Origin of the sequence: Streptomyces sp. CA-288835 (genome assembly GCF_050936385.1) — a bacterium.
Taxonomy (GTDB): domain Bacteria; phylum Actinomycetota; class Actinomycetes; order Streptomycetales; family Streptomycetaceae; genus Streptomyces.
The window spans coordinates 7,676,510-7,696,753 of record NZ_JBNJMW010000001.1 but is presented as its reverse complement, the minus strand read 5'-3'; the positions used below and the strand labels follow the sequence as shown (position 1 = coordinate 7,696,753).

The 20,244-nt window shown below is 71.1% G+C and carries 16 protein-coding genes; 9 read left to right on the top strand and 7 right to left on the bottom strand.

Translation table 11 applies throughout. The features are described 5' to 3' along the window. Positions 1-202: 202 nt before the first annotated feature. Together ACQEVY_RS34705 and ACQEVY_RS34700 are read left to right on the top strand one after the other, a co-directional pair. Complete coding sequence (locus ACQEVY_RS34705) at positions 203-829, top strand: DUF3043 domain-containing protein (protein ID WP_432953315.1); 627 nt, start codon at positions 203-205, stop codon at positions 827-829. 38 nt (positions 830-867) lie between these two features. Continuing rightward, positions 868-1,614, top strand: coding sequence for a class I SAM-dependent methyltransferase (locus ACQEVY_RS34700; RefSeq protein ID WP_432955567.1), 747 nt, complete (start codon positions 868-870; stop codon positions 1,612-1,614). A gap of 125 nt (positions 1,615-1,739) precedes the next feature. Here the strand turns inward: ACQEVY_RS34700 and ACQEVY_RS34695 are convergent, their stop codons facing one another. After that, entirely contained in the window at positions 1,740-1,955 is a 216-nt protein-coding gene (locus ACQEVY_RS34695) for a hypothetical protein (RefSeq protein WP_165339726.1), read from the bottom strand. 202 nt (positions 1,956-2,157) lie between these two features. On the opposite strand from ACQEVY_RS34695, the gene ACQEVY_RS34690 reads away from it, so the two are divergent. Further along, positions 2,158-3,369, top strand: coding sequence for a bifunctional adenosylcobinamide kinase/adenosylcobinamide-phosphate guanylyltransferase (locus tag ACQEVY_RS34690; RefSeq protein WP_432953314.1), 1,212 nt, complete (start codon positions 2,158-2,160; stop codon positions 3,367-3,369). A gap of 15 nt (positions 3,370-3,384) precedes the next feature. On the opposite strand, the gene ACQEVY_RS34685 is transcribed toward ACQEVY_RS34690, so the two are convergent. Next, positions 3,385-4,365 carry a class I SAM-dependent methyltransferase gene (locus ACQEVY_RS34685; RefSeq protein ID WP_432953313.1) on the bottom strand — a complete coding sequence of 327 codons (981 nt, stop codon included), beginning with the start codon at positions 4,363-4,365 and terminating at the stop codon, positions 3,385-3,387. A gap of 220 nt (positions 4,366-4,585) precedes the next feature. Here ACQEVY_RS34685 and cobT point away from each other — a divergent pair, with 220 nt between their 5' ends. After that, entirely contained in the window at positions 4,586-5,695 is a 1,110-nt protein-coding gene (cobT, locus tag ACQEVY_RS34680) for a nicotinate-nucleotide--dimethylbenzimidazole phosphoribosyltransferase (RefSeq protein ID WP_432953312.1), read from the top strand. Between the two features lie 114 nt (positions 5,696-5,809). On the opposite strand, the gene ACQEVY_RS34675 is transcribed toward cobT, so the two are convergent. Beyond that, positions 5,810-6,571, bottom strand: a complete 762-nt coding sequence (locus ACQEVY_RS34675; RefSeq protein WP_432953311.1) for a hypothetical protein — start codon at positions 6,569-6,571, stop codon at positions 5,810-5,812. A gap of 135 nt (positions 6,572-6,706) precedes the next feature. On the opposite strand from ACQEVY_RS34675, the gene ACQEVY_RS34670 reads away from it, so the two are divergent. Next, positions 6,707-7,543 carry an adenosylcobinamide-GDP ribazoletransferase gene (locus ACQEVY_RS34670; protein WP_432955566.1) on the top strand — a complete coding sequence of 279 codons (837 nt, stop codon included), beginning with the start codon at positions 6,707-6,709 and terminating at the stop codon, positions 7,541-7,543. Between the two features lie 496 nt (positions 7,544-8,039). Here ACQEVY_RS34670 and ACQEVY_RS34665 read toward each other — a convergent pair whose 3' ends face one another. From ACQEVY_RS34665 to ACQEVY_RS34650, 4 genes are all read right to left on the bottom strand, one after another. Next, a complete protein-coding gene (locus ACQEVY_RS34665; protein ID WP_432953310.1) occupies positions 8,040-8,693 on the bottom strand; it encodes a spherulation-specific family 4 protein in 654 nt (217 codons plus the stop codon). Next, positions 8,690-10,216: a hypothetical protein gene (locus tag ACQEVY_RS34660; protein WP_432953309.1), complete on the bottom strand. Its 1,527-nt coding sequence runs from the start codon at positions 10,214-10,216 to the stop codon at positions 8,690-8,692. Before ACQEVY_RS34660 ends, ACQEVY_RS34665 begins: the two co-directional genes overlap by 4 nt. Continuing rightward, entirely contained in the window at positions 10,213-11,742 is a 1,530-nt protein-coding gene (gene pelF / locus ACQEVY_RS34655; RefSeq protein ID WP_432953308.1) for a GT4 family glycosyltransferase PelF, read from the bottom strand. Before pelF ends, ACQEVY_RS34660 begins: the two co-directional genes overlap by 4 nt. Before the next feature lie 98 nt (positions 11,743-11,840). Further along, positions 11,841-13,820: a hypothetical protein gene (locus ACQEVY_RS34650; protein ID WP_432955565.1), complete on the bottom strand. Its 1,980-nt coding sequence runs from the start codon at positions 13,818-13,820 to the stop codon at positions 11,841-11,843. A 385-nt stretch (positions 13,821-14,205) separates the two neighbouring features. Between ACQEVY_RS34650 and ACQEVY_RS34645 the strand changes: the two genes are divergently transcribed. The 4 genes from ACQEVY_RS34645 to ACQEVY_RS34630 all read left to right on the top strand — a co-directional run bounded on the left by ACQEVY_RS34645 (position 14,206) and on the right by ACQEVY_RS34630 (position 20,231). Then, a complete protein-coding gene (locus ACQEVY_RS34645; RefSeq protein WP_432953307.1) occupies positions 14,206-15,768 on the top strand; it encodes a leucyl aminopeptidase in 1,563 nt (520 codons plus the stop codon). A 282-nt stretch (positions 15,769-16,050) separates the two neighbouring features. Continuing rightward, complete coding sequence (gene lpdA / locus ACQEVY_RS34640; protein ID WP_388678223.1) at positions 16,051-17,439, top strand: dihydrolipoyl dehydrogenase; 1,389 nt, start codon at positions 16,051-16,053, stop codon at positions 17,437-17,439. Positions 17,440-17,495: 56 nt separating this feature from the next. Beyond that, positions 17,496-19,292: a 2-oxoglutarate dehydrogenase, E2 component, dihydrolipoamide succinyltransferase gene (gene sucB, locus ACQEVY_RS34635; protein ID WP_432953306.1), complete on the top strand. Its 1,797-nt coding sequence runs from the start codon at positions 17,496-17,498 to the stop codon at positions 19,290-19,292. 309 nt (positions 19,293-19,601) lie between these two features. After that, positions 19,602-20,231, top strand: a complete 630-nt coding sequence (locus tag ACQEVY_RS34630; protein ID WP_432953305.1) for a GntR family transcriptional regulator — start codon at positions 19,602-19,604, stop codon at positions 20,229-20,231. The last annotated feature ends 13 nt before the right edge of the window (positions 20,232-20,244 follow it).

Below are 20,244 nucleotides of genomic sequence, written 5' to 3'. Positions count from 1 at the left end.
GATGCGCTCATCCCCAAGGACGACTGTGTTCGGCACCGATCCGGCGTAGGGAGTAGATGCCTCCCAGGGTTAGGTACGGGACAAGGTCGGGATTACCTCAGGCGCACTGGGGGCGAACCGTCGGCAACGCCCTCTCTGTGTCCCCCCTGTGCCCCTACAGACGACCGGTGTTGCCGGATCGTTCCCCGCAGGACTGTGGTCCATGCCTGGTGACCCCTTACCCTTGGGTTTTGTGTTCCGTAGCCGTGCCAAGGAAGAGAAGGCCCTCGCCGACAAGGCGCCGGTGACCGACTCCAAGCAGCCCCGCGACCCGCAGGCCCCCAAGGGTCGGCCCACGCCCAAGCGCAGTGAGGCCCAGTCCCAGCGCCGCAGCGTCGCCCATACGCCGACGAACCGTAAGGAGGCGGCCAAGCGGCAGCGTGAGGACCGCCGTGCCGCCCTTGCGAAACAGCGCGAGGCGCTGGCCAGCGGCGACGAGCGCTATCTGCCCGCCCGCGACAAGGGCCCGGTGCGGAAGTACGCGCGCGACTTCGTCGACTCGCGGTTCTGCGTCGCCGAGTTCTTCCTGCCGATGGCCGTGGTCATCCTCGTACTGAGCATGGTGCAGATCCCGCAGCTGCAGAACATCGCTCTGCTGCTGTGGCTCTTCGTCATCGTGATGATCGTGGTCGACTCGATCGGCATCGCGATCCGCCTGAAGCGGCAGCTGAACGAGCGCCTCCCGGACGAGTCCAAGCGCGGCGCCGTCGCCTACGCGCTGATGCGCAGCCTCCAGATGCGTCGCCTCCGGCTGCCGAAGCCGCAGGTCAAGCGCGGAGAGCGGCCCTGAGCGCGCAGGCTTTCGCGGGTGGTGCGGCGGATGCCTGGCTGAGCAAGCTCGGCGGATTACGGGATGTCGTACGGCAGGAACTGGTCGCCCGGCAGCTCGATGAGCAGATAGCCGGGCGGTTCCCTGTGGGGCAGCGGCTGCGGGTGCTCGACGTGGGCATGGGCCAGGGCACCCAGGCGCTCCGCCTGGCGCGGGCCGGGCACAAGGTCACCGGGCTCGAGCAGGACCCGAAGATGGTCGCGACGGCCCGCGAGGCGCTCGCCGCCGAGCCGGAGGGGATACGCAGCCGGGTGCGGCTCTTCGAGGGGGACGGGCGGGAGACCGGCGTCCACTTCCTGCCGGGCAGTTTCGATGTGGTGCTGTGCCACGGCGTGCTCATGTACGTCGAGGAACCCGACGCCCTGGTCGCAGGCCTGGCCCGGATGCTGGCCCCCGGCGGACTGCTCTCGCTGCTCGTACGGAACGGCGACGCCCTCGCGATGCGGCCCGGCCTCGCCGGTGACTGGGCCGGAGCACTGGCCGCGTTCGGCACCAGCGCGTACACGAACCGACTCGGCCTCGACGTACGCGCGGACCGGCTCGACGCGCTCACCGGCACGCTGGCCGGGATCGGGGCGCCGTTGCACGCCTGGTACGGGGTGCGGGTCTTCACGGACCTGGCCGCGGACGACGCGCCCGTTCCGGACAACGTGGAGGCGCTGCTGGCCGCCGAGGAGCGGGCGGGGCGGACGGATCCGTATCGGGGGGTGGCGGCGTTGCTGCACTTGTGCGGGGTGCGGGGCTGAGGGCACCTGCGGAACCTGGGGCACCTTGAAGCGCTGGTGGCCGCGACCATTCGTACGGTCGCGGCCACTTTGCTGATCGCGGTACGTCTACGAATCTTCGTCTACGACTCTGCGAAGAGGCGACTCTACGAAGAGGCCTCCGCGTGCAGGCTCATCGGGCCGTAGATCTCCGTGGCGTCCTCGAACAGCCGGACCTGGTCCGCTCCCCCGTCGGCCAGCGCCTTCCAGTGCTCACCGAGCCAGGACTCGGCGTCGCCCTGCGTGGTGAACTCCTCGGGCTGTACCGCGGGCTGGACCTCCGCCCCGTCGGCCTTCTCGAACCGCCACGTCCATGCCGCCATGTCGCCTCCCAAGTACCGAACCAGTACCTAACCAGTACCGAGCAAGATCGGGTTACGGCCCAGACTAGGCGCTCCGCCGCGGGTTCGGGGTTCGGGCCTCCAAAGGGTGCGTCTCCATGGAGACTGTCAGGGTGCGTCTCCAAGGAGACTCTCAAGGGACCCCTGTCGCGCATGCGGTGGCCGAGGCGGAAAAATCAACCCCGTGGACATCACTCTGCTCGGGACCGGTGCTCCCGATGGCCTGCCCCGCCCCGGTTGCCCGTGTGCCGCCTGCGCGGCCGCGCTCGGGCGGGATGCGCGGGCCGCCACCGCCGTTCTCGTCGACGGCACGTTGTTGCTCGACCTGACTCCTGGGGCGGCGTTCGCGGCTGCCCGGGTGGGGCGGTCGCTGGCCGGTGTACGGCAGGTGCTGTTGTCGCATCCGCACGACGGGCCGGCGGTCGAAGTGCCCGCGGGGCTGCCGCAGCCAGGGCGGGTGCCGGACGGGCGGGAGCTGGCGCTGCTCACCGGGCACCGGGTGCGGGCGGTGGCGCTGGACGCGCCCGGGACGGGGTACCTGGTGACCGGGCCCGACGGACAGCGGCTGCTGTATCTGCCGCCGGGGGCCGCGCCCGCGGGGCTCGAGGTTACGGGCGAAGCGGCGGACGAGTCGTACGACATGGTCGTCGCCGATGTGCTCGGGCGGCCGGACGCGCTGGCCCGGTTGCGTGCGGCCGGGGCCGCCGGGCCCGCGACCGATGTGATCGCGGTGCATGTCGACCACGATGTGCCGCCGGGTCCGGAGTTGCGGCGGCGGCTCGCGGCGGCGGGGGCGCGGGCGGTTCCGGACGGTACGACGCTGACCGTCGGGGTGTACGAGGACGTCCCCGACGTACCGCGCCGGACGCTGGTCCTCGGCGGGGCGCGGTCCGGGAAGTCCGTGGAGGCGGAACGGCGGCTGGAGGCCTTCCCGGATGTGCTGTACGTGGCGACCGGTGGCACCCGCGACGGGGACGGCGAGTGGGCGGCCCGGGTGAGCGCCCATCGTGAGCGGCGCCCCGGTTCCTGGCGTACCGCCGAGACCTGCGACCTCGTACCGCTGCTGAAGGAGGACGGCCCGCCGCTGCTCATCGACTGCCTGTCGCTGTGGCTGACGGATGCGATGGACTCCGTCGACGCCTGGGACGACGACGAGTGGGCGGGCGGGGGCGAGACCGCCCTACGGGCGCGGGTCGAAGAGCTGACGTCCGCGGTCCGGGTGACCCGCCGCACCGTCGTGGCCGTCTCCAACGAGGTGGGGTCGGGGATCGTCCCGGCGACGCCTTCCGGCCGCCGTTACCGGGATGAGCTGGGGCGGTTGAACGCGGGGTTCGCGGCGGAGTGCGAGCACGTTTTGTTGGTGGTGGCGGGGCAGGCGGTGGCGTTGCGGGGGTGAGGGGCGGGGCACGGCTCAGCGCCGGGCGATCACGCGGTACGCGTTGGAGAAGCGGGTGCGGCGCAGCAGCGGGGCGAGCGCGTGGTCCAGGGTGAAGGGAACGGCCAGCGCAGGTGCGAAACGGCCGGCCGAGCGGAGCGCAAGCGCTCCGGTGAGGTCGTACGGGACGTGCGGCGCGCGCCGGTCGACGCAGACCACCGTGCAGCCCAGCGCGTCGAGTTCGCCGAGCAGGTTGCTCAGCGGCACGAGGTGCAGGTGCCGTGGCTGCCCGTACGACAGCCACCACTTGCCGAGCAGCGGGCCGAACGCGCAGCCGGGGTCCGGGACTTCGACCAGCAGATGCCCGCCGGGCCGGAGTACGGCGAGCGCGGCGCGCAGTTCCTCGCGCGGGTCGGGGCTGTGTTCCAGGTGGTGGAGCATGCTCACCACGTCGTAACGGGCCCGCAGCCGGTCCACGAGGTCGGGCAGCCGGCCGCGGTACGCCTCCTCGATACGGCCCAGCGCCCGCGCCCGCTCGACGCGTGCACCCAGGTCGGTCCCGTCGAAGGCCGTGTACGGGTGCACCTCCCTGGCGGCGGCCGGGAACCGGCCGTATCCGGTGCCGACGTCCAGCCAGCTCTCGGGCTCGGGATACGGAAGCATCGCGCGGGCCACGGCGAGGTGACGTCCGCGTCCGGACCGGGTGCGGAGGATGCGTACCGGCAGGGTTTCGTGGGGGAAGTCCCGCTGGTAGTAGGCCAGGCCCTCGGCGGTGAGGCGGGGGTTCTGGAAGACGTGGGCGCAGTCCTGGCATTCCTCGAGGACGAAGGTGCCGGGCTTGTGCTGGAGCAGGTCCGGCGTACGCAGCAGGGTGCGCAGCCGCCGTGAGCCGCACCAGGGGCAGTCGGGTCTGCGGGGTTCGTGGAACTCACCGGTTTCCAGGGCGAGTTCGGTGGGATACGTGGCGCGGTGGGCGGCACGATGTGAGGCGCTGGTCTGGGGTGTGGTGGGCAGCATGAGGTGCTCCTGCGGGGAAGGAACGGCGCGGTACGACCCGTACGGGCGGAACATCCGGTGCAAACCGGAACGTATGGGATCACCCCTGCCGATGCAATGACGTTGCGGAGTCGTCTCCTCACGTGCTGCAACAAGGGTGTTGACGGTGCTGGCCGGGGGCCATGTCGTACGGGCGGACCGTCCAAGGTCGGCTGCGGACGCTGCCGGTACTGTTCGGCGAATGAGCTCGCTTAATCTCGACGACTTCTCCGATCTGATCGAGCGTCCCGACGGCGGGGTGCGCCGTGACGCCGAGGCGCGCCGGGAGCGGCAGATCGTGCCGCCTGGGTCCCTCGGGCGCCTCGACGAACTGGGTGAGTGGCTGGCGGCCGCGCAGTCGGCCGTGCCGGTGCGGGCGATCGAGCGTCCGCGTGTGCTGTTGTTCGCGGGTGACCACGGGGTGGCCGAACTCGGTGTCTCCGCACGGCCGCCCGGCAGTGCGGACCAGCTGGTGCGGGCCGTACTCGACGGCGCGAGCCCTGGCGCGGTGCTGGCCCGGCGGCTGGGCGTGCCCGTACGGGTGGTCGACATGGCGCTCGACTGCGAGCCGGACTCGCTGCCCGACGAGGTCGTACGGCATCGGGTGCGGCGTGGCTCCGGGCGGATCGACGTGGAGGACGCGCTGACCCTCGAGGAGGCGGAGGCGGCGTTCCGGGCGGGGGTCGCTCTCGCGGACGCGGAGGCGGACTCCGGGACCGATCTGGTCGTCCTCGGGGATGTGAGTGTGGGCGGGACGACGGCTGCGGCCGTGCTGATCGCTGCGCTGTGCGGGACCGATGCGTCCGTGGTCACCGGGCGCGGTGGGCGGGCGATCGATGACCTGGCGTGGATGCGTAAGTGTGCGGCCGTACGGGACGCGCTGCGGCGGGCGCGGCCTGTGCTCGGGGATCAGTTGCAGCTGCTTGCGACGGTGGGCGGGGCGGATCTTGCCGCGATGACTGGTTTTCTGTTGCAGAGTGCGGTGCGGAAGACGCCAGTGATTCTTGATGGCGTTGTCTCGGCTGCGTGCGCGTTGGTGGGTCAGCGGGTTGCTTTCCGTGCGCCGGACTGGTGGCTTGCGGGGCAGAGCAGCGGGGAGCCGGCGCAGGCGAAGGCCCTTGATCGGATGGCCCTTGAGCCGCTGCTTGACCATGGGGTCACGGTGGGCGAGGGCGCGGGGGCGCTGCTGGCTCTGCCGCTGGTTCAGGCGGCGGCTGCGCTGGCTGCTGAGCTGCCGGAAATGCCGGAGGCTGAGGAGCCGAAGGGGTTGGAGGACCCGGAGGATCCTGAGCGCGCCGCTCCGCTGGGTTAGGCAGTTTCGAAACTGCGGGTCCGTTGTGGCTGGTCGCGCAGTTCCCCGCGCCCCTAACGGGGCCTGCGGCCTCCCTGGGGGCGCGGTGCCGCACCCTGTCTTCGGGAAGTCCGCCTAACTTTCGGTGAGCCGCTTCGGGGTCGGGTCCGGTCTGCCGCCGATCCAGTCCTCCAGTTTGCGGCGGGGGACGGACCAGCGGCGGTCGTGGCGGTAGGCGCGGAGGCTTGATCTGGCTCGGGCGCGGGGGCGGTTGCGGTAGAAGCGTTTGGCCCAAGGGGAGCCGGGGCGGGCCAGGCGGACGGCGCCGATCAGGGCGATAAGCGGGACGATCACGCCGAAGATCGCGAGACGGGCCTTGCCCTTGGCGAGGGCGAGCAGGGCGATGAGGAAGTTTCCCGCCACGGTGCTGATGGCGGCACCGCGGTCCTGGAGTTCGTTCTCGTTGAGGTCGTTGACGCCGAACGGTACGAAGCCGAGGAGAACCAGGCCGACCAGCGCCGCCGTGACCGCCACGACCTCGACGCTCTTGCGGCCCTGCTCGCTCCAGTAGACGTCGTCGAGATGCAGGATCAGCGCGAACTCGTCGAGCACCAGGCCCACGCCCATCCCGAAGAGGACCGCGCACAGACCCGAGCCGAAGCCGTGCCCTCCGCCCGCCACGGAGCCGAAGCCGCCGACGACGGTCAGGATCACTCCGGGGACGACGTGGTGGACGTGTACGCCGCCGGTCTTGACGTTGCCGAACGGACCTTTGCCCGCGCGGATGAGCCGGGTGATGACCCGCGTGATCACGAAGGTGAGCACGAACGCGGCGAGCGCCAGTAGCAGGGGGAGTTTCCCCGGCTCGTAGATGTTCCGGTACCACCAGTCACCCATGTCCCCATCCTGCGACCGGATCGGGGCCGCTGCCTGCTGTGCCGTACTCTGCGGCGCGTGTCCAAGCCGGAGAACGAACCCGTGTACGACTCCGAGAACGAGCCGGAGAAGCAGCCTGCGTCCGAGGCGTCCGGGATGGCTGGGGCCTCCGGGATTTCCGGGGCATCCGGGGCATCCGGGGCTTCCGGGGCGTCCGGGACTCCCTGGCCGGACGGCCTCCGGTTCGCGTTCGGCACGCTCACCGTGTTTCCCGTCGCGGTGTCCCGTTGGGACCGTGAGGCCGCCCGGGCGGGCATGCTCTGCGCGCCCGTCGCGGGGCTGGCCGTCGGGCTGTGCGCGGCCGTGGTGGGCGGGCTGTTGCTGCTCCTGGGCGCCGGTCCGCTGCTTGCCGCCGTGGCCACCGTCGCGGTGCCCGCCGTGCTCACGCGCGGGCTCCATCTCGATGGGCTTGCTGATACGGCGGACGGGCTTGGCAGCGGGAAGCCTGCGGGGGACGCGTTGCGGGTCATGAAGCAGTCGGATATCGGGCCGTTCGGGGTCATCACCCTGCTTTTCGTGCTGCTGGCGCAGGTGGCCGCTCTTTCCCAGGCGTACGGGGCTTCCTGGGTCGGCGGCATGTTCGCGGCCGTCGTTTCGGCGACAGTTGCGCGGCTTGCGCTGACGCTTGGCGCTCGGGCCGGGACGCCTGCGGCTCGGCCGGAGGGGCTGGGCGCGGCCGTCTCGGGGACGGTTCCCCTGCGGGGGGCGTTGCTCGTGGGGGGCGTTGTCACGGCCGTCGGTGCGTTCCTGGGGGCATACGGCGGGATGTACGGCGTCGTGCGCGGCGCGCTCGCCGTACTCGTCGGCTGTGCGGTGGCCGAGCTTCTGCTGCGGCGCTGTGTCCGCCGCCTCGGCGGTGTCACGGGGGACGTGTTCGGCGCGCTGGCGGAGGCGGCGGCGACGGCTGCGCTGGTCGTTCTGGTGCTGGGCTGAGGGCGGGGTTTTTCTCGCCCCCGCCGCCCCTACCCGTCCCATCCTCGGGGCGTTGCCCCGAACCCCACCTGGGGCTCCGCCCCTGGACCCCGCTGGGGCTGCCGCCCCAGACCCCGCTATCGGCCTGGCGGCCTCGTCCTCAAACGCCGGACGGGCTGACTGATGCGGGCCTGCGCTGACAAGGCTCGGCCGCCCCAATCAGCCGTCGGGCGATGGCCGCGCAAGCTCCGCGCTTTGGGCAAGCGTCGCGCACGCTCAGCCCTTCGGCGAAGCGCCGCGCAACACAGTCCCCCCGGCCAGACGCCGCGCAACAGTCCCTCCGGCGAGTGCCGCGCAAAATCAGCCCGTCCGGCGTTTGAGGACCGGGGGTCCGGGGGCTGGCCCCCGAACGGGGTCCGGGGCGGAGCCCCGAAATGGGGTCTGGGGGCGCAGCCCCCAGCGGGGTCCTAGGGGCGGAGCCCCTAGGTATGGGACGGGTAGGGGCGGCGGGGGCGAATCATCCCTCACCCAGCCGCAGCGCATGCGGCAGCGTCCCCCACGGGTGCGCACCCATGCCCGATACCGCGCAGTGGACAGTGGCACCCCGCGCATGCGCCAGCTCGCCCACACGGGCGCCCGCCGGCACTCCGTACACCAGGTGGCACAGGCGCGTGCGCGAACCGCCCTGCCAGGGTTCGGGCCGCAGCGTCCGGTACGTCTCCCAGGAGCCCTCGAACGTGACCAGGACATCGGCCAGCCTGCCGTACGCGACATGCGGCGGCGCCCCGTGGTTGAAAACCAGGGTGTCGCAGCCCGCACCCCAAGCGGCCGTGGCCAGCCGCTGGTAGTGGCCGAACTCGCCCAGCCCGGTGGCTACTTGGTCGAGGAACGCGCCGTTCGTGCCGTACCAGTCGCGGTATCGGGTCAGGTCGGCGGCGACCTCGGCACGCGGGCGGCGGCCGTAGGCGGTGTCCACGTACCCGAAGACCCGCACCTCGGCCGCTCGCAGCCGACGCGCGATCTCCGCGAACGCCGGATCGGGCACCTCCCCGGGCCCACTGGCCGGGTTCAGCACAACCCCGTAAAGGCGGGGCGCCGCGGCGACGATCGCCTCCCATTCGGCGGGGCGGATGGACGGGTGCTCGTAGTACGGGACCAGCAGACGCGTCACCGGTGGGCCGTCGCTCTGCCCAGCAGCCAGCACACCAAGGACGCCAGGACCCCAGCCGCCGTGGCGTACACCACGAGGCCGATCAAGTGCGGGTCCGCACCGTCCACCAGCAGCGCCACGCTCTGCGCAAGCCCCGCCGCGCAGCAGACCACCGCCGCGCTCAGGACCGCACCGAACGACTGGAGCAGCAGGCCCGTCCACAGGACCACACCGAGAAGCAGCAGGGCCGTGAGCCGTACGCCGCCCAGGCCGGGCGCGTCGGGCCAGAGCGCGGCGGTGGCGATGCTGAGCAGGAACAGCGCCGCGAGATAGCCGCTGAGGCACTTCACGAGGGTGACCGCCGTGATCCGCCAGAACGCGCGGGACGTACGGCTGGAGCGCAGCCCGGCGAGGCTGCCGCTGCGAAACCGGTACAGCAGCCACTCCGCAGGTCCCATGCTCAGCGTGAGCGCCACCGCGGCCGGCGCGGCGATCGCGGCGTCCGAACCGGCGCCCTCGGCGAGGACGTCGCCAAGGGCCACGTACACCACGAGTACGCCGCTACCCACCCCGAAGAAGGCGTACGGCAGGGAGGCACCGAGCCACGGTGCTGCGCCGGGGCGGGATCGCTTCCCGTCGCCTCGGAAAGGCAGCAGCGCCGCAAGCCCTGCCCGCCAGCTGACCCGCTTCCCGTCCTCCCCCGACTCCCGTACCGCCGGAGCCACTTCACGCACCGCCAACGCCGACACCGCCGCCAGCGAGCCCAGCAACAGAACCAGCCGCGCGGCGTCCGGCACCGGCCGCGCCAGTGCCACCAAGGCACCCGCCGTCATGGGCAGCAGAGCGGCCAGCAGGGCCCGTTCGCGGCCCATCACCAGCAGCACGGTGGCCGCCCCGAGGTAGCAGGACTGCCCGGCCGCGAAGGCGACCGCGCCCAGGTGATCCGCGGCGACGGCCAGGGCGACCAGGGAGCCGAGCAGGGCGCCCGCCGGAGCGCCGAGGAGGAGCGAGCGGCGGGAGGCGGTGCGGTCGCCCAACCCCAGCCAGGAGTACGCCCGATGGGCCAGGCCCTGGTTCCAGGCCCAGCCGCACAGAGCGCCGGCCAGCAGCGGCGCCGTACCGGCCGGGAGGTTTAGGCCGTCCTCGGGCCCGGCGAGGAGAGGTCCGCCCAGGACGTAGCCGAGTCCGGGCAGCGCGAAGACGACGCCTCGGAGCAGGCAGCCCAACAGGCCTATGCGCCAGGGGTCGTGGGGCGGACCCGCCGGTTCGGGGTGGCGGCGCTCGGCGCGTGCGTACAGTTCCTCGGCTAGCGAGAACGAGTCCTTGCAGCCGTACTTCTCGCGTATCTGGTCGTCCGACATGCCGTCGGACTCCAGGAGCGCGGCGATCTCGTCGGGGTGGACGGCGGCGGCGATGAACTCGTCGAGGCGCGTGGCGAGTTCGTCCACCGGGTCGGGTTCCGCCCAGCTGGGCCGGCGCCGGCGCGGTACGGCGGGCAGGGTGTCGGGGGGCGCGCCGGGCGGCATCGAGACCGAACCGCTCACCAGTCCGTCCCGTCCGTGGCGACGGCCTGGTACCAGGGGTCGCGCAACTCGGCGGTCCAGTCGACGACGGTCTCGACGGTGGGCTCGTACACCTCGGGCAGGCCCGCGAGCTCGTGATAGATGGTGCGGAAGGCGTCCACGGAACGGCGAAGCGTGAACCGGTCGATGACGCGCTGCCGCGCCAACCGGCCCATTGCCAGGCGCCATTCGTCGTCCTTGAGGAGGGTGAGCGCCGCCGCGGCCATCTTCTCCGGCTCGCGCGGCGGCACGACCAACCCGGTGTCGCCGACCGCCTCCTTCACCCCGCCTACATCGGTGGAGACCGTGGTCCGCCCGCACGACATGGCCTCGATGATCGAGAAGGGGAAGCCCTCCGAGATCGACGACAGCATCACCACATGCCCGGCCGCGTACGCGCGCCACACCTCGCTGATCCGCCCCTCGAAGCTGATCCCGTCCGTCACACCGAGCTCGGCGGCGAGCTTCTCCAGCTTGGTCTTGTACGCCTCTCCCCCGGGCGGCACGGGACCGAACAACCGCAGCCTGGTCTCGGGGAGTTCGGCGCGCACCATGGCGTACGCGCGGATCAGTGTCTCCAGGTCCTTGATGGGGTCGATACGGCCGCACCAGGTGAGCGTGGGCACCTCGGGCTCGGGTCCGGCGTGCGGGAAGGCGCCCGGGTCGACGCCGTTGTAGACGGTACGGATCTTGTCGGGGTCGGCGCCGCCGCGTTCCTCCCAGCGGCGGTTGTACTGGTTGCACGGCGTGATCAGGTCGGCTGATTTGTAGCCGAGAGTGTTCAGCTCGCGGTAGAAGCCGAGCATGAAGGCCTTGACGGGCCAGCGCTGTTCCTCGCTGCGGTAGCCGAGGTAGCGCTCGCGCAGATAGATGCCGTGCTCGGTGAGCAGGAAGGGGATGCCGTCCAACTCCCTTGCTGCCAGGGCCGGGAGGGTGGCGAGGCCGCTTCCCGTGGAGTGCGAGACGGAGCCTTCGGGGAGCCGTACGCCGAGCGGGCGCAGCGCGTGTTCCAGCAGGTCGGTCGCGGTCAGCGCGTCGTGCACGGTGGGCCGGGCGGCGGCGGTCGGCAGATGCGGCAGGGTCCATATCGCCATGAGCGAGCGCAGCGCGGCCTCGGTGCGCAGGGCCGCCGACAGCCTTCCCTCGCGGGCGAGTTGGGCCAGTTCGTAGAGCGCCTCGCCGAAGTCGCAGTGCGCGCCGGGGTCGAGGAAGGACAGCAGGAACCGTTCGTAGGTCTCGAGGAAGCGGCGGCGGGCGCTCCCGCGTGGTGGGCGCCGGGAGCCGGGGCGCCTGCCCCACAGGGGTACGGATATGTGCTGGTAGACGTTGGACGGCAGCTCCCAGGTCACGGGTTCGCGACCGCTGCCGGCGAGCGATATGAGGTTGAACTCGACTTCGGGCATGCCCTTCACGAGCTGGTCGCACCAGGTGCTGACCCCGCCGTGGACCAGCGGATACGTGCCCTCCGTGAGCAGGGTGACATGACGGCCGGTGGTGCCGGTGGTCATCGTGGGGTTCCCCCTGGAACAGGTCTACGGCTCGATGGACGGGCGTCTGCTGTGCGCTGCGCTGCTCTCTCGTCAGGCGGACACTCGTATGGGCGTCGTTATGCGGGCAGTCTCAGCGTGAGGGCGTTCTGCGAGCTTTCCGGAGTGGTCCAGGCCGAGCGTTCACCCGCGTACGGAGTGCCGAACTCGGCCGTACCGCCCGGGAGTTGCTTGAGCGTGCCCTCCGGCGCTGTCACCGGGATCTCGGTCCCGGACGGGGCCGTGACGGTGACCGTGTCGCCGACCCGGTACGCCGTGACGTCACCGTCCGCGACGGCCTGCTGCCAGGCGGCGCGGCGCTTGAACTCGGCGCCGATCGTGCTCTGCCGCGGGTTCTCCAGCGGAGTGTTGTCCGCGAACAGCGCGCGATAGTCGACGAGCACCTTGTCCAGGACCGGGTAGAGCAGCCGCTCCTCGGCCAGGTTGGACTGGTGGACGTAGTGCGGGCGCGGGTCGTTGTTCACGGCGTGCCCGAGGGCGATACGGGCCTCCTGGGGGACGATGTACGACTCGAAGCCGGTGGCCGGGTCGAGCGGGTCCTCCAGGCAGGTGGACGTGGGGTTGTTCTCGCAGACGCCGCTGCCGCCGTCGGCCTTGGACGTGTAGACCCAGTTGTACTCGTCGGTCATCTCGGCGGCCGTACCGACGTTGTAGTACACGTTCATCGGATGGCGCGGCACGGTCAGCGCGGCGCCCACCGAACGCTGCTGCGGTTCACGTGAGTTGTCGGAGGCGATCCACTCGATGCCGGTGTCGGCGAGGGCGCCCGCGAGGTTCGGGTTGTCGTCCGGCTGTTGGGGCAGCGTCTTCAGACCCGAGTGCTCCCCGGTCACCAACTCGGTGGAGTCGACCGGGAGTCCGTGGCTCTCCACCCACCGCTGGTTGTCGCTGATCTGCGCCGCGATCTCGGCACGGCTCATGTACTGGGTCGTGCCGTCGGGGTTCTTGGCGCAGCTCCACGGCACGGTGCTGGTGTCCTGGACGCAGCCCAGGAAGGGGTGCGTGTACGTGTGGTTGATCCAGCGGTACTCGCCCTTGTCGGCGAGGAGTTGGTCGGTCAGCGCGTCCGTGCCGCCGTTCTCGGCCTTCCACTCCTCGCCGGCGCCCGCGTTGTAGACCATGTCGAGCGTGAAGTCGCTGCTCTGCTGCCATTGCGCGGCGTACACCGCGTCGTCCGCGGTCATCCGGATCGGTGTGGTTCCCTCACCGTCACCCCCGACGCAGTCGAAGTCGCCCGGTGTGCAGTTGCGTTCGGTGTCCCAGCGGCTGTCGGGGGCGAAGACGTCGTCGACATGGACGGAAAAGTAGTTCCTGCTCTGCCCGAGGTGTACGCCCTGAGTCAGCCATTCGACGATGCCACGGGCCAGCACCCGGAACTGCTGCTGGTCGTCGTTATACGCGAAGGTCACGACGAGTTCGCGGCGGCCGTCGTGGGCGTACTCGCCGACCAGGCTGCCGCGGCCTTCTCCGCCGGGCACGGCGATGTCGACGTAACTGGTGAAGCCCTCGCGGGGCCGGGCCACGTACCCGTAACTCTCCTGAATGGAGCCGGAGTTGTCCTCGAACTTCAGCGGCCCGTCGAGGTAGCCGAAATAACCCGCCTGCCCGGCCTCGGTGACCGAGGCCTCCCGGCCGTCGAGCGTGCCGGCCCAGCCGCCCTCGTTGGTGTAGTCGAGGCCGACGCCGGGGTGCGCCCAGGTGTAGGCGTCGACCTGGGGGATGCCGAAGGTCCGCTCGTACGACTCCAGGGCGACCTGCTCGGCCGAACCCGCCCCGAACGGCGCCTCGTTGGGCAGCACGACGCCCTGATACTTCGCCCGCGGGGCACCATCCACTGTGTCACTGAGGAACGCCTCGTCGATCGTCGGGCGGTCCGCGTCGTCGAGGTCGACCGTGGTGTACGGGATGCCGGTGCTCTTCAGTTCCTCGGTGATGGCCTCGACGGGGCTGTCACCGTTGTCGACGACCAGCACCCGGAGATCGATACGCGGCACCTCGGCCGCGGACGCTCCCGGTGCTCCGAGGCCCAGCGCCAGCATGCCCGTCGCCGCCAAGCCAACGGCTACGGTTCTCCAACTGCGCGCGCTCTGCGGCACGGTGACTTCCTCCCCTGACGGATCCTCATGTGGTCAGCTGAGGGAGGATCCGTGGAAATCATGCAAAGCGAAGAGCGGATCACTCACACCGAATGCGGCCAGTGTGACTCAAGTCATCTCCTGTGAGGGCCGAGAAATGGCCACGTCGCCACGGCGGCATGAACGGCTGCTGGAATGAGCGAAACCCGCCACCGAGCGTAGGCTCATGTCCGGTACTCCCCCGGTCCGGTCCAGCCTGCCGATCAGCCGTCTCCTAGGCTCCTTCGTCGGGCCCGGCCGAGCCACCCCTCTCGGCCCCGCAACTCAATGGAAGCGAGATTTCACCACCGTGACTGCTCTCACTCTCAGCACCGCCGCAGCGCCCGGCCTGCGAGCCGACGCGATCGTCGTCGGTGTCGCCAAGGGCGGCTCCGACAAGGGCGGCTCCGCCAAGTCCGGGGACCTGGTCGTCGCACCGGGCGCGGAGGCCGTGGACAAGGCGTACGACGGCGGGCTCGCCGGCGTTCTGGAGACCCTCGGCGCCTCCGGCGGCGAGGGCGAGGTGACGAAGCTGCCGGCACCGTCCGGCTTCAAGGCACCGGTCGTGCTGGCGGTCGGTCTCGGTGCGCAGCCCGACAAGGACGCCTCGTTCGGCACCGAGACGCTGCGCCGCGCCGCCGGTGCCGCCGCCCGCGCGCTGGCCGGCTCGAAGAAGGCCGCGTTCGCCCTGCCGGTCACGGACGCCGCCGACGCGGGCGCCATCGGCGAGGGCGCGCTGCTCGGGGCGTACTCCTTCGACGTGTACAAGGAGAACGCCAGCAAGGACGCCAAGAAGGGCGCGAAGAACGGCAAGGCCCCGCTCGCCGAGGTCGCGCTGCTCGGCGGGAAGCCCCGCGACAAGGCGTACAAGGCGGCCGTCGAGCGCGCCATCGCCGTCTGCGAGGAGCTCAACCGCGCCCGCGACCTCGTCAACACCCCGCCGAACGACCTGAACCCGGAGGCCTTCGCCGCCGTCACGCAGGCCGCGGCCAAGGAGCACGGCATCAAGGTGCAGGTGCTCGACGAGAAGGCCCTGGAGAAGGGCGGGTACGGCGGCATCCTCGGCGTCGGCGCCGGCTCCGCGTCCGCTCCCCGCCTGGTGAAGCTCTCGTACACCTCGTCCAAGGCGAAGAAGCACCTGGCCTTCGTCGGCAAGGGCATCACGTACGACTCGGGCGGCATCTCGCTGAAGCCCGCGGGCCACAACGAGACGATGAAGTGCGACATGAGTGGCGCGGCTGCCGTGTTCGCGGCCGTCGTCGCCGCCGCGCGGCTCGGCCTCGAGGTGAACGTCACCGGCTGGCTGGCGCTCGCCGAGAACATGCCGTCGGGGTCGGCCACCCGGCCCGGTGATGTGCTGCGGATGTACAGCGGCAAGACCGTCGAGGTGCTCAACACCGACGCCGAGGGGCGGCTCGTCCTCGCCGACGCGCTGTGGAAGGCGTCCGAGGACAAGCCGGACGCGATCATCGATGTGGCGACGCTGACGGGCGCGATGATGCTCGCGTTGGGCAACCGTACGTTCGGTGTCATGGCCAACGACGACGCGTTCCGCTCCGCTGTGGTCGAGGCCGCGGAGGAGGCCGGTGAGGCTTCGTGGCCGATGCCTCTGCCGGATCACCTGAAGAAGGGGATGGACTCCCCTACCGCTGATATTGCCAACATGGGTGAGCGGATGGGTGGGGGGCTGGTTGCCGGGCTGTTCCTGAAGGAGTTCGTCGGGGAGGGCATCACCTGGGCCCATCTCGATATTGCGGGCCCGGCCTTCAACGACGCCGGTCCCTTTGGCTACACCCCGAAGGGGGGCACGGGGTCGGCTGTGCGCACGTTGGTGCGGGTTGCCGAGCTGGCGGCTTCGGGGGATCTCGGCTGAGGGCGCCTGAGAGCTCGGGGAGCGCGGGCTGGTGCGCGACTGCGGGTCGGCCGTGGTTGATCGCGCAGTTCCCCGCGCCCCTATCGGGGCGCTGTCCTGCACGTCACGATAGAGGTTGACGTCTCACACACCGGCCCGGCGTCCACGTTCCCGCGGACAAGTGCAAAGATGGGGTCTCGGCAGGACAGGGCCCCACCACAGGGCCGAAGAAAGAGCGGCCGGACACCAGCCGCCGCCCGGTCGGGAGACCGGCGTACGGCGCACATGCATGGAGGACGTGACGTGGCGAACGACGCCAGCACCGTTTTCGACCTAGTGATCCTCGGCGGCGGTAGCGGCGGCTATGCCGCGGCCCTGCGCGGAGCGCAGCTGGGCCTTGACGTCGCCCTGATCGAGAAGAACAAGCTCGGCGGTACCTGCCTGCACAACGGCTGCATCCCCACGAAGGCCCTGCTGCACGCCGGCGAGATCGCCGACCAGGCGCGTGAGGCCGACCAGTTCGGCGTGAAGGCCACCTTCGAGGGCATCGACATCGCGGCCGTCCACAAGTACAAGGACGACGTGATCAGCGGCCTCTACAAGGGCCTGCAGGGTCTCGTCGCCTCCCGCAAGGTGACGTACATCGAGGGCGAGGGCCGGCTGTCCTCCCCCACTTCTGTCGACGTGAACGGCCGGCGCGTACAGGGCCGTCACATCCTCCTGGCGACCGGCTCCGTGCCGAAGTCGCTGCCGGGCCTGGAGATCGACGGCAACCGCATCATCTCCTCGGACCACGCGCTGACGCTGGACCGCGTACCGCAGTCCGCGATCATCCTCGGCGGCGGCGTCATCGGCGTCGAGTTCGCCTCGGCCTGGAAGTCCTTCGGTACGGACGTCACGGTCATCGAGGGCCTCAAGCACCTCGTGCCGGTCGAGGACGAGAACAGCTCCAAGCTTCTTGAGCGCGCCTTCCGCAAGCGCGGCATCAAGTTCAACCTCGGTACGTTCTTCGAGAAGGCCGAGTACACGCAGGACGGCGTCCGTGTGACCCTCGCCGACGGCAAGACCTTCGACGCCGAGGTGCTCCTGGTCGCCATCGGCCGCGGCCCGGTCTCGCAGGGCCTGGGCTACGAGGAGCAGGGCGTCGCGATGGACCGCGGCTATGTCCTGGTCGACGAGTACATGCGCACGAACGTCCCGACCATCTCGGCCGTCGGTGACCTGGTCCCCACGCTCCAGCTCGCCCACGTCGGCTTCGCCGAGGGCATCCTGGTGGCGGAGCGTCTCGCCGGTCTGAAGACGGTGCCGATCGACTACGACGGTGTGCCGCGGGTGACGTACTGCCACCCGGAGGTCGCCTCCGTCGGCATCACCGAGGCCAAGGCCAAGGAGGTCTACGGCGCGGACAAGGTCGTCGCTCTCAAGTACAACCTCGCGGGCAACGGCAAGAGCAAGATCCTCAAGACCGCGGGCGAGATCAAGCTCGTCCAGGTCAAGGACGGTGCCGTCGTCGGCGTCCACATGGTCGGCGACCGCATGGGCGAGCAGGTCGGCGAGGCCCAGCTGGTCTACAACTGGGAGGCGCTGCCCGCCGAGGTCGCGCAGCTCATCCACGCTCACCCGACGCAGAACGAGGCGCTCGGCGAGGCCCACCTGGCCCTGGCCGGCAAGCCGCTGCACTCGCACGACTGACAGCCCTCGGGCGCGACGACACAGACTTCCGCAATTCGTAAGGAGCAACAGAAACCATGGCGGTTTCCGTAACCCTTCCGGCGCTCGGCGAGAGCGTCACCGAGGGCACTGTCACCCGCTGGCTGAAGGCCGAGGGCGAGCGCGTCGAGGCCGACGAGCCGCTGCTCGAGGTGTCGACCGACAAGGTCGACACCGAGATCCCCTCGCCCGCCGCCGGCGTACTGGCGTCCATCAAGGTCGCCGAGGACGAGACGGTGGAGGTCGGCGCCGAGCTGGCCGTCATCGACGACGGCACCGGTGCCCCCGCTGCCGCCCCGGCCCCGGCCGTCGAGGAGGTCGCCGCACCTCCGGCTCCCGAGCCGGCCCCGCAGGCCGCCCCGTCCACCGAGGCCGCCGCTCCGGCTCCGGCCCCGACCGCTCAGGCCGCCACCGGTGGTGGCACCGCCGAGGGCACCGACGTGGTCCTCCCGGCGCTGGGCGAGTCCGTCACCGAGGGCACCGTCACGCGCTGGCTCAAGGAGGTCGGCGAGTCCGTCGAGGCCGACGAGCCACTGCTCGAGGTCTCCACGGACAAGGTCGACACCGAGATCCCGGCGCCCACCTCCGGTGTGCTGCTCGAGATCACCGTCGCCGAGGACGAGACCGCCGAGGTCGGCGCCAAGCTCGCCGTCATCGGCGCCCCGGGCACGGCTCCGGCCGCCGCCCCGGCTCCGGCACAGCCCGCCCCGGCCGCGGCACCCGCCGCTCCGGCTCAGCCCGCTGCCCCGGCCGCACCTCCGGCCCCTCCGGCTCCGGCGGCGCCCGCCGCCCCGGCCGCCGCGGCTCCGGCTCAGCCCGCCGCTCCGGCTCCCGCGCCGGCCGCGCCCGCTCCCGTCACTCCGGCTCCGGCTGCCCCCGCCGCCGCGCAGCCCACCGACGAGGGCGCGTACGTCACCCCGCTGGTGCGCAAGCTCGCCGCCGAGAACGGCGTCGACCTGGCCACCGTCAAGGGCACCGGCGTCGGCGGCCGTATCCGCAAGCAGGACGTCATCGCCGCCGCCGAGGCCGCGAAGGCCGCCGCCGCTGCTCCGGCTCCGGCCGCTGCCGCACCGGCTGCCGCCGCCAAGAAGGCGCCGAGCCTGGAGGCTTCCCCCCTCCGTGGCCAGACCATCAAGATGCCGCGCATCCGCAAGGTCATCGGCGACAACATGGTCAAGGCCCTGCACGAGCAGGCCCAGCTGTCCTCGGTCGTCGAGGTCGACGTCACGCGGCTGATGAAGCTGCGCGGCCGGGCCAAGGACGCGTTCGCGGCCCGCGAGGGCGTCAAGCTCTCCCCGATGCCGTTCTTCGTGAAGGCCGCGGCCCAGGCGCTGAAGGCCCACGCGCCCGTCAACGCCCGGATCAACGTCGAAGAGGGCACGATCACCTACTTCGACACCGAGAACATCGGTATCGCGGTGGACTCCGAGAAGGGCCTGATGACCCCGGTCATCAAGGGCGCCGGCAACCTGAACCTCGCCGGTATCGCCAAGGCCACCGCCGACCTGGCGGGCAAGGTCCGGGCCAACAAGATCACTCCGGACGAGCTGTCCGGCGCGACCTTCACCATCAGCAACACCGGTTCGCGCGGCGCGCTCTTCGACACGATCATCGTGCCGCCGGGTCAGGTCGCGATCCTCGGCATCGGTGCCACGGTCAAGCGTCCGGCCGTCATCGAGACCGACGAGGGCCCCGTCATCGGCGTACGCGACATGACGTACCTGACGCTCTCCTACGACCACCGCCTGGTGGACGGCGCCGACGCCGCCCGCTACCTGACGGCGGTCAAGGCGATCCTGGAGGCGGGCGAGTTCGAGGTCGAGCTCGGCCTGTAACTCCGGTCGTACGTACGCGCCCTCGTCCTCCGCGGAGTTCAGCGGAGGACGAGGGCGCATCGTCGTTTCCGTACGGGGTATCCGTACGGGTCATCCGCCCTGGTCTTTACATCGGGCGGCCCGACGGCACCGTGTAAGGCTTCTCTCACCTGCGCTGAAGCGCCCCCGCGCGCCCCTCTGAGACGGGAAATCGGCCTTATTGTCTAGACGTCAACGCCCCCGGGTCCCGCCCGCCGCCCGACCACCGCCCCTCATCGGGGCCCTTCGGGCCGCAGCATTGGATTCAACGCCCCTTTCGAAGGAGCCCTCATGACCGCGCCCGTCGTCCACTCGCTGCGCGAACAGATCCGCGAGCACATCGTGGACGGCATCGTGAGCGGGCGCTGGAAGCCGGGCGAGCGGATCGTGGAGCGGCGGATCGCCGTGGAGCTGGAGGTCAGCCAGACGCCCGTACGGGAGGCCCTGCGGGAACTGGAGGCGCTGCGGCTGATCGAGTCGGCGCCGAACAAGGGCGTGCGGGTCAGGAGCCTGACGGCGGCCGACCTGGAGGAGATCTATCCCGTACGGGCCGGTCTGGAGCAGATAGCCGCGGAGCTGGCGGCGCAGCGGCTGGCCGAGGACGCCTCGGCACTGGAGCCCGAGGTCGCGGCGCTGTACGAGGCGGACCGCGCGGCCGACGGTGAGGCACAGGTGCGGCACACCGTGGCCTTCCACCGGGAGATGGTGCGGGCGGCCGGGAACAGCGTGCTGCTCCACACCTGGGAGGGGCTGGGCATCGAGGTGTTCACGGCCCTGTCGATCCGCTGGCTCGGCACGCGGCAGCAGTCGTATGCGGAGGAGCACGAGGCGCTGGTTGAGGCGTTCAAACGCCGGGATCCCGATATTGGTCGGCTGGTCAAGGAGCATGTTTTGGGGTGCGCCCCCCGCCCAGACGCGTAAGCGCTCCGCTGGG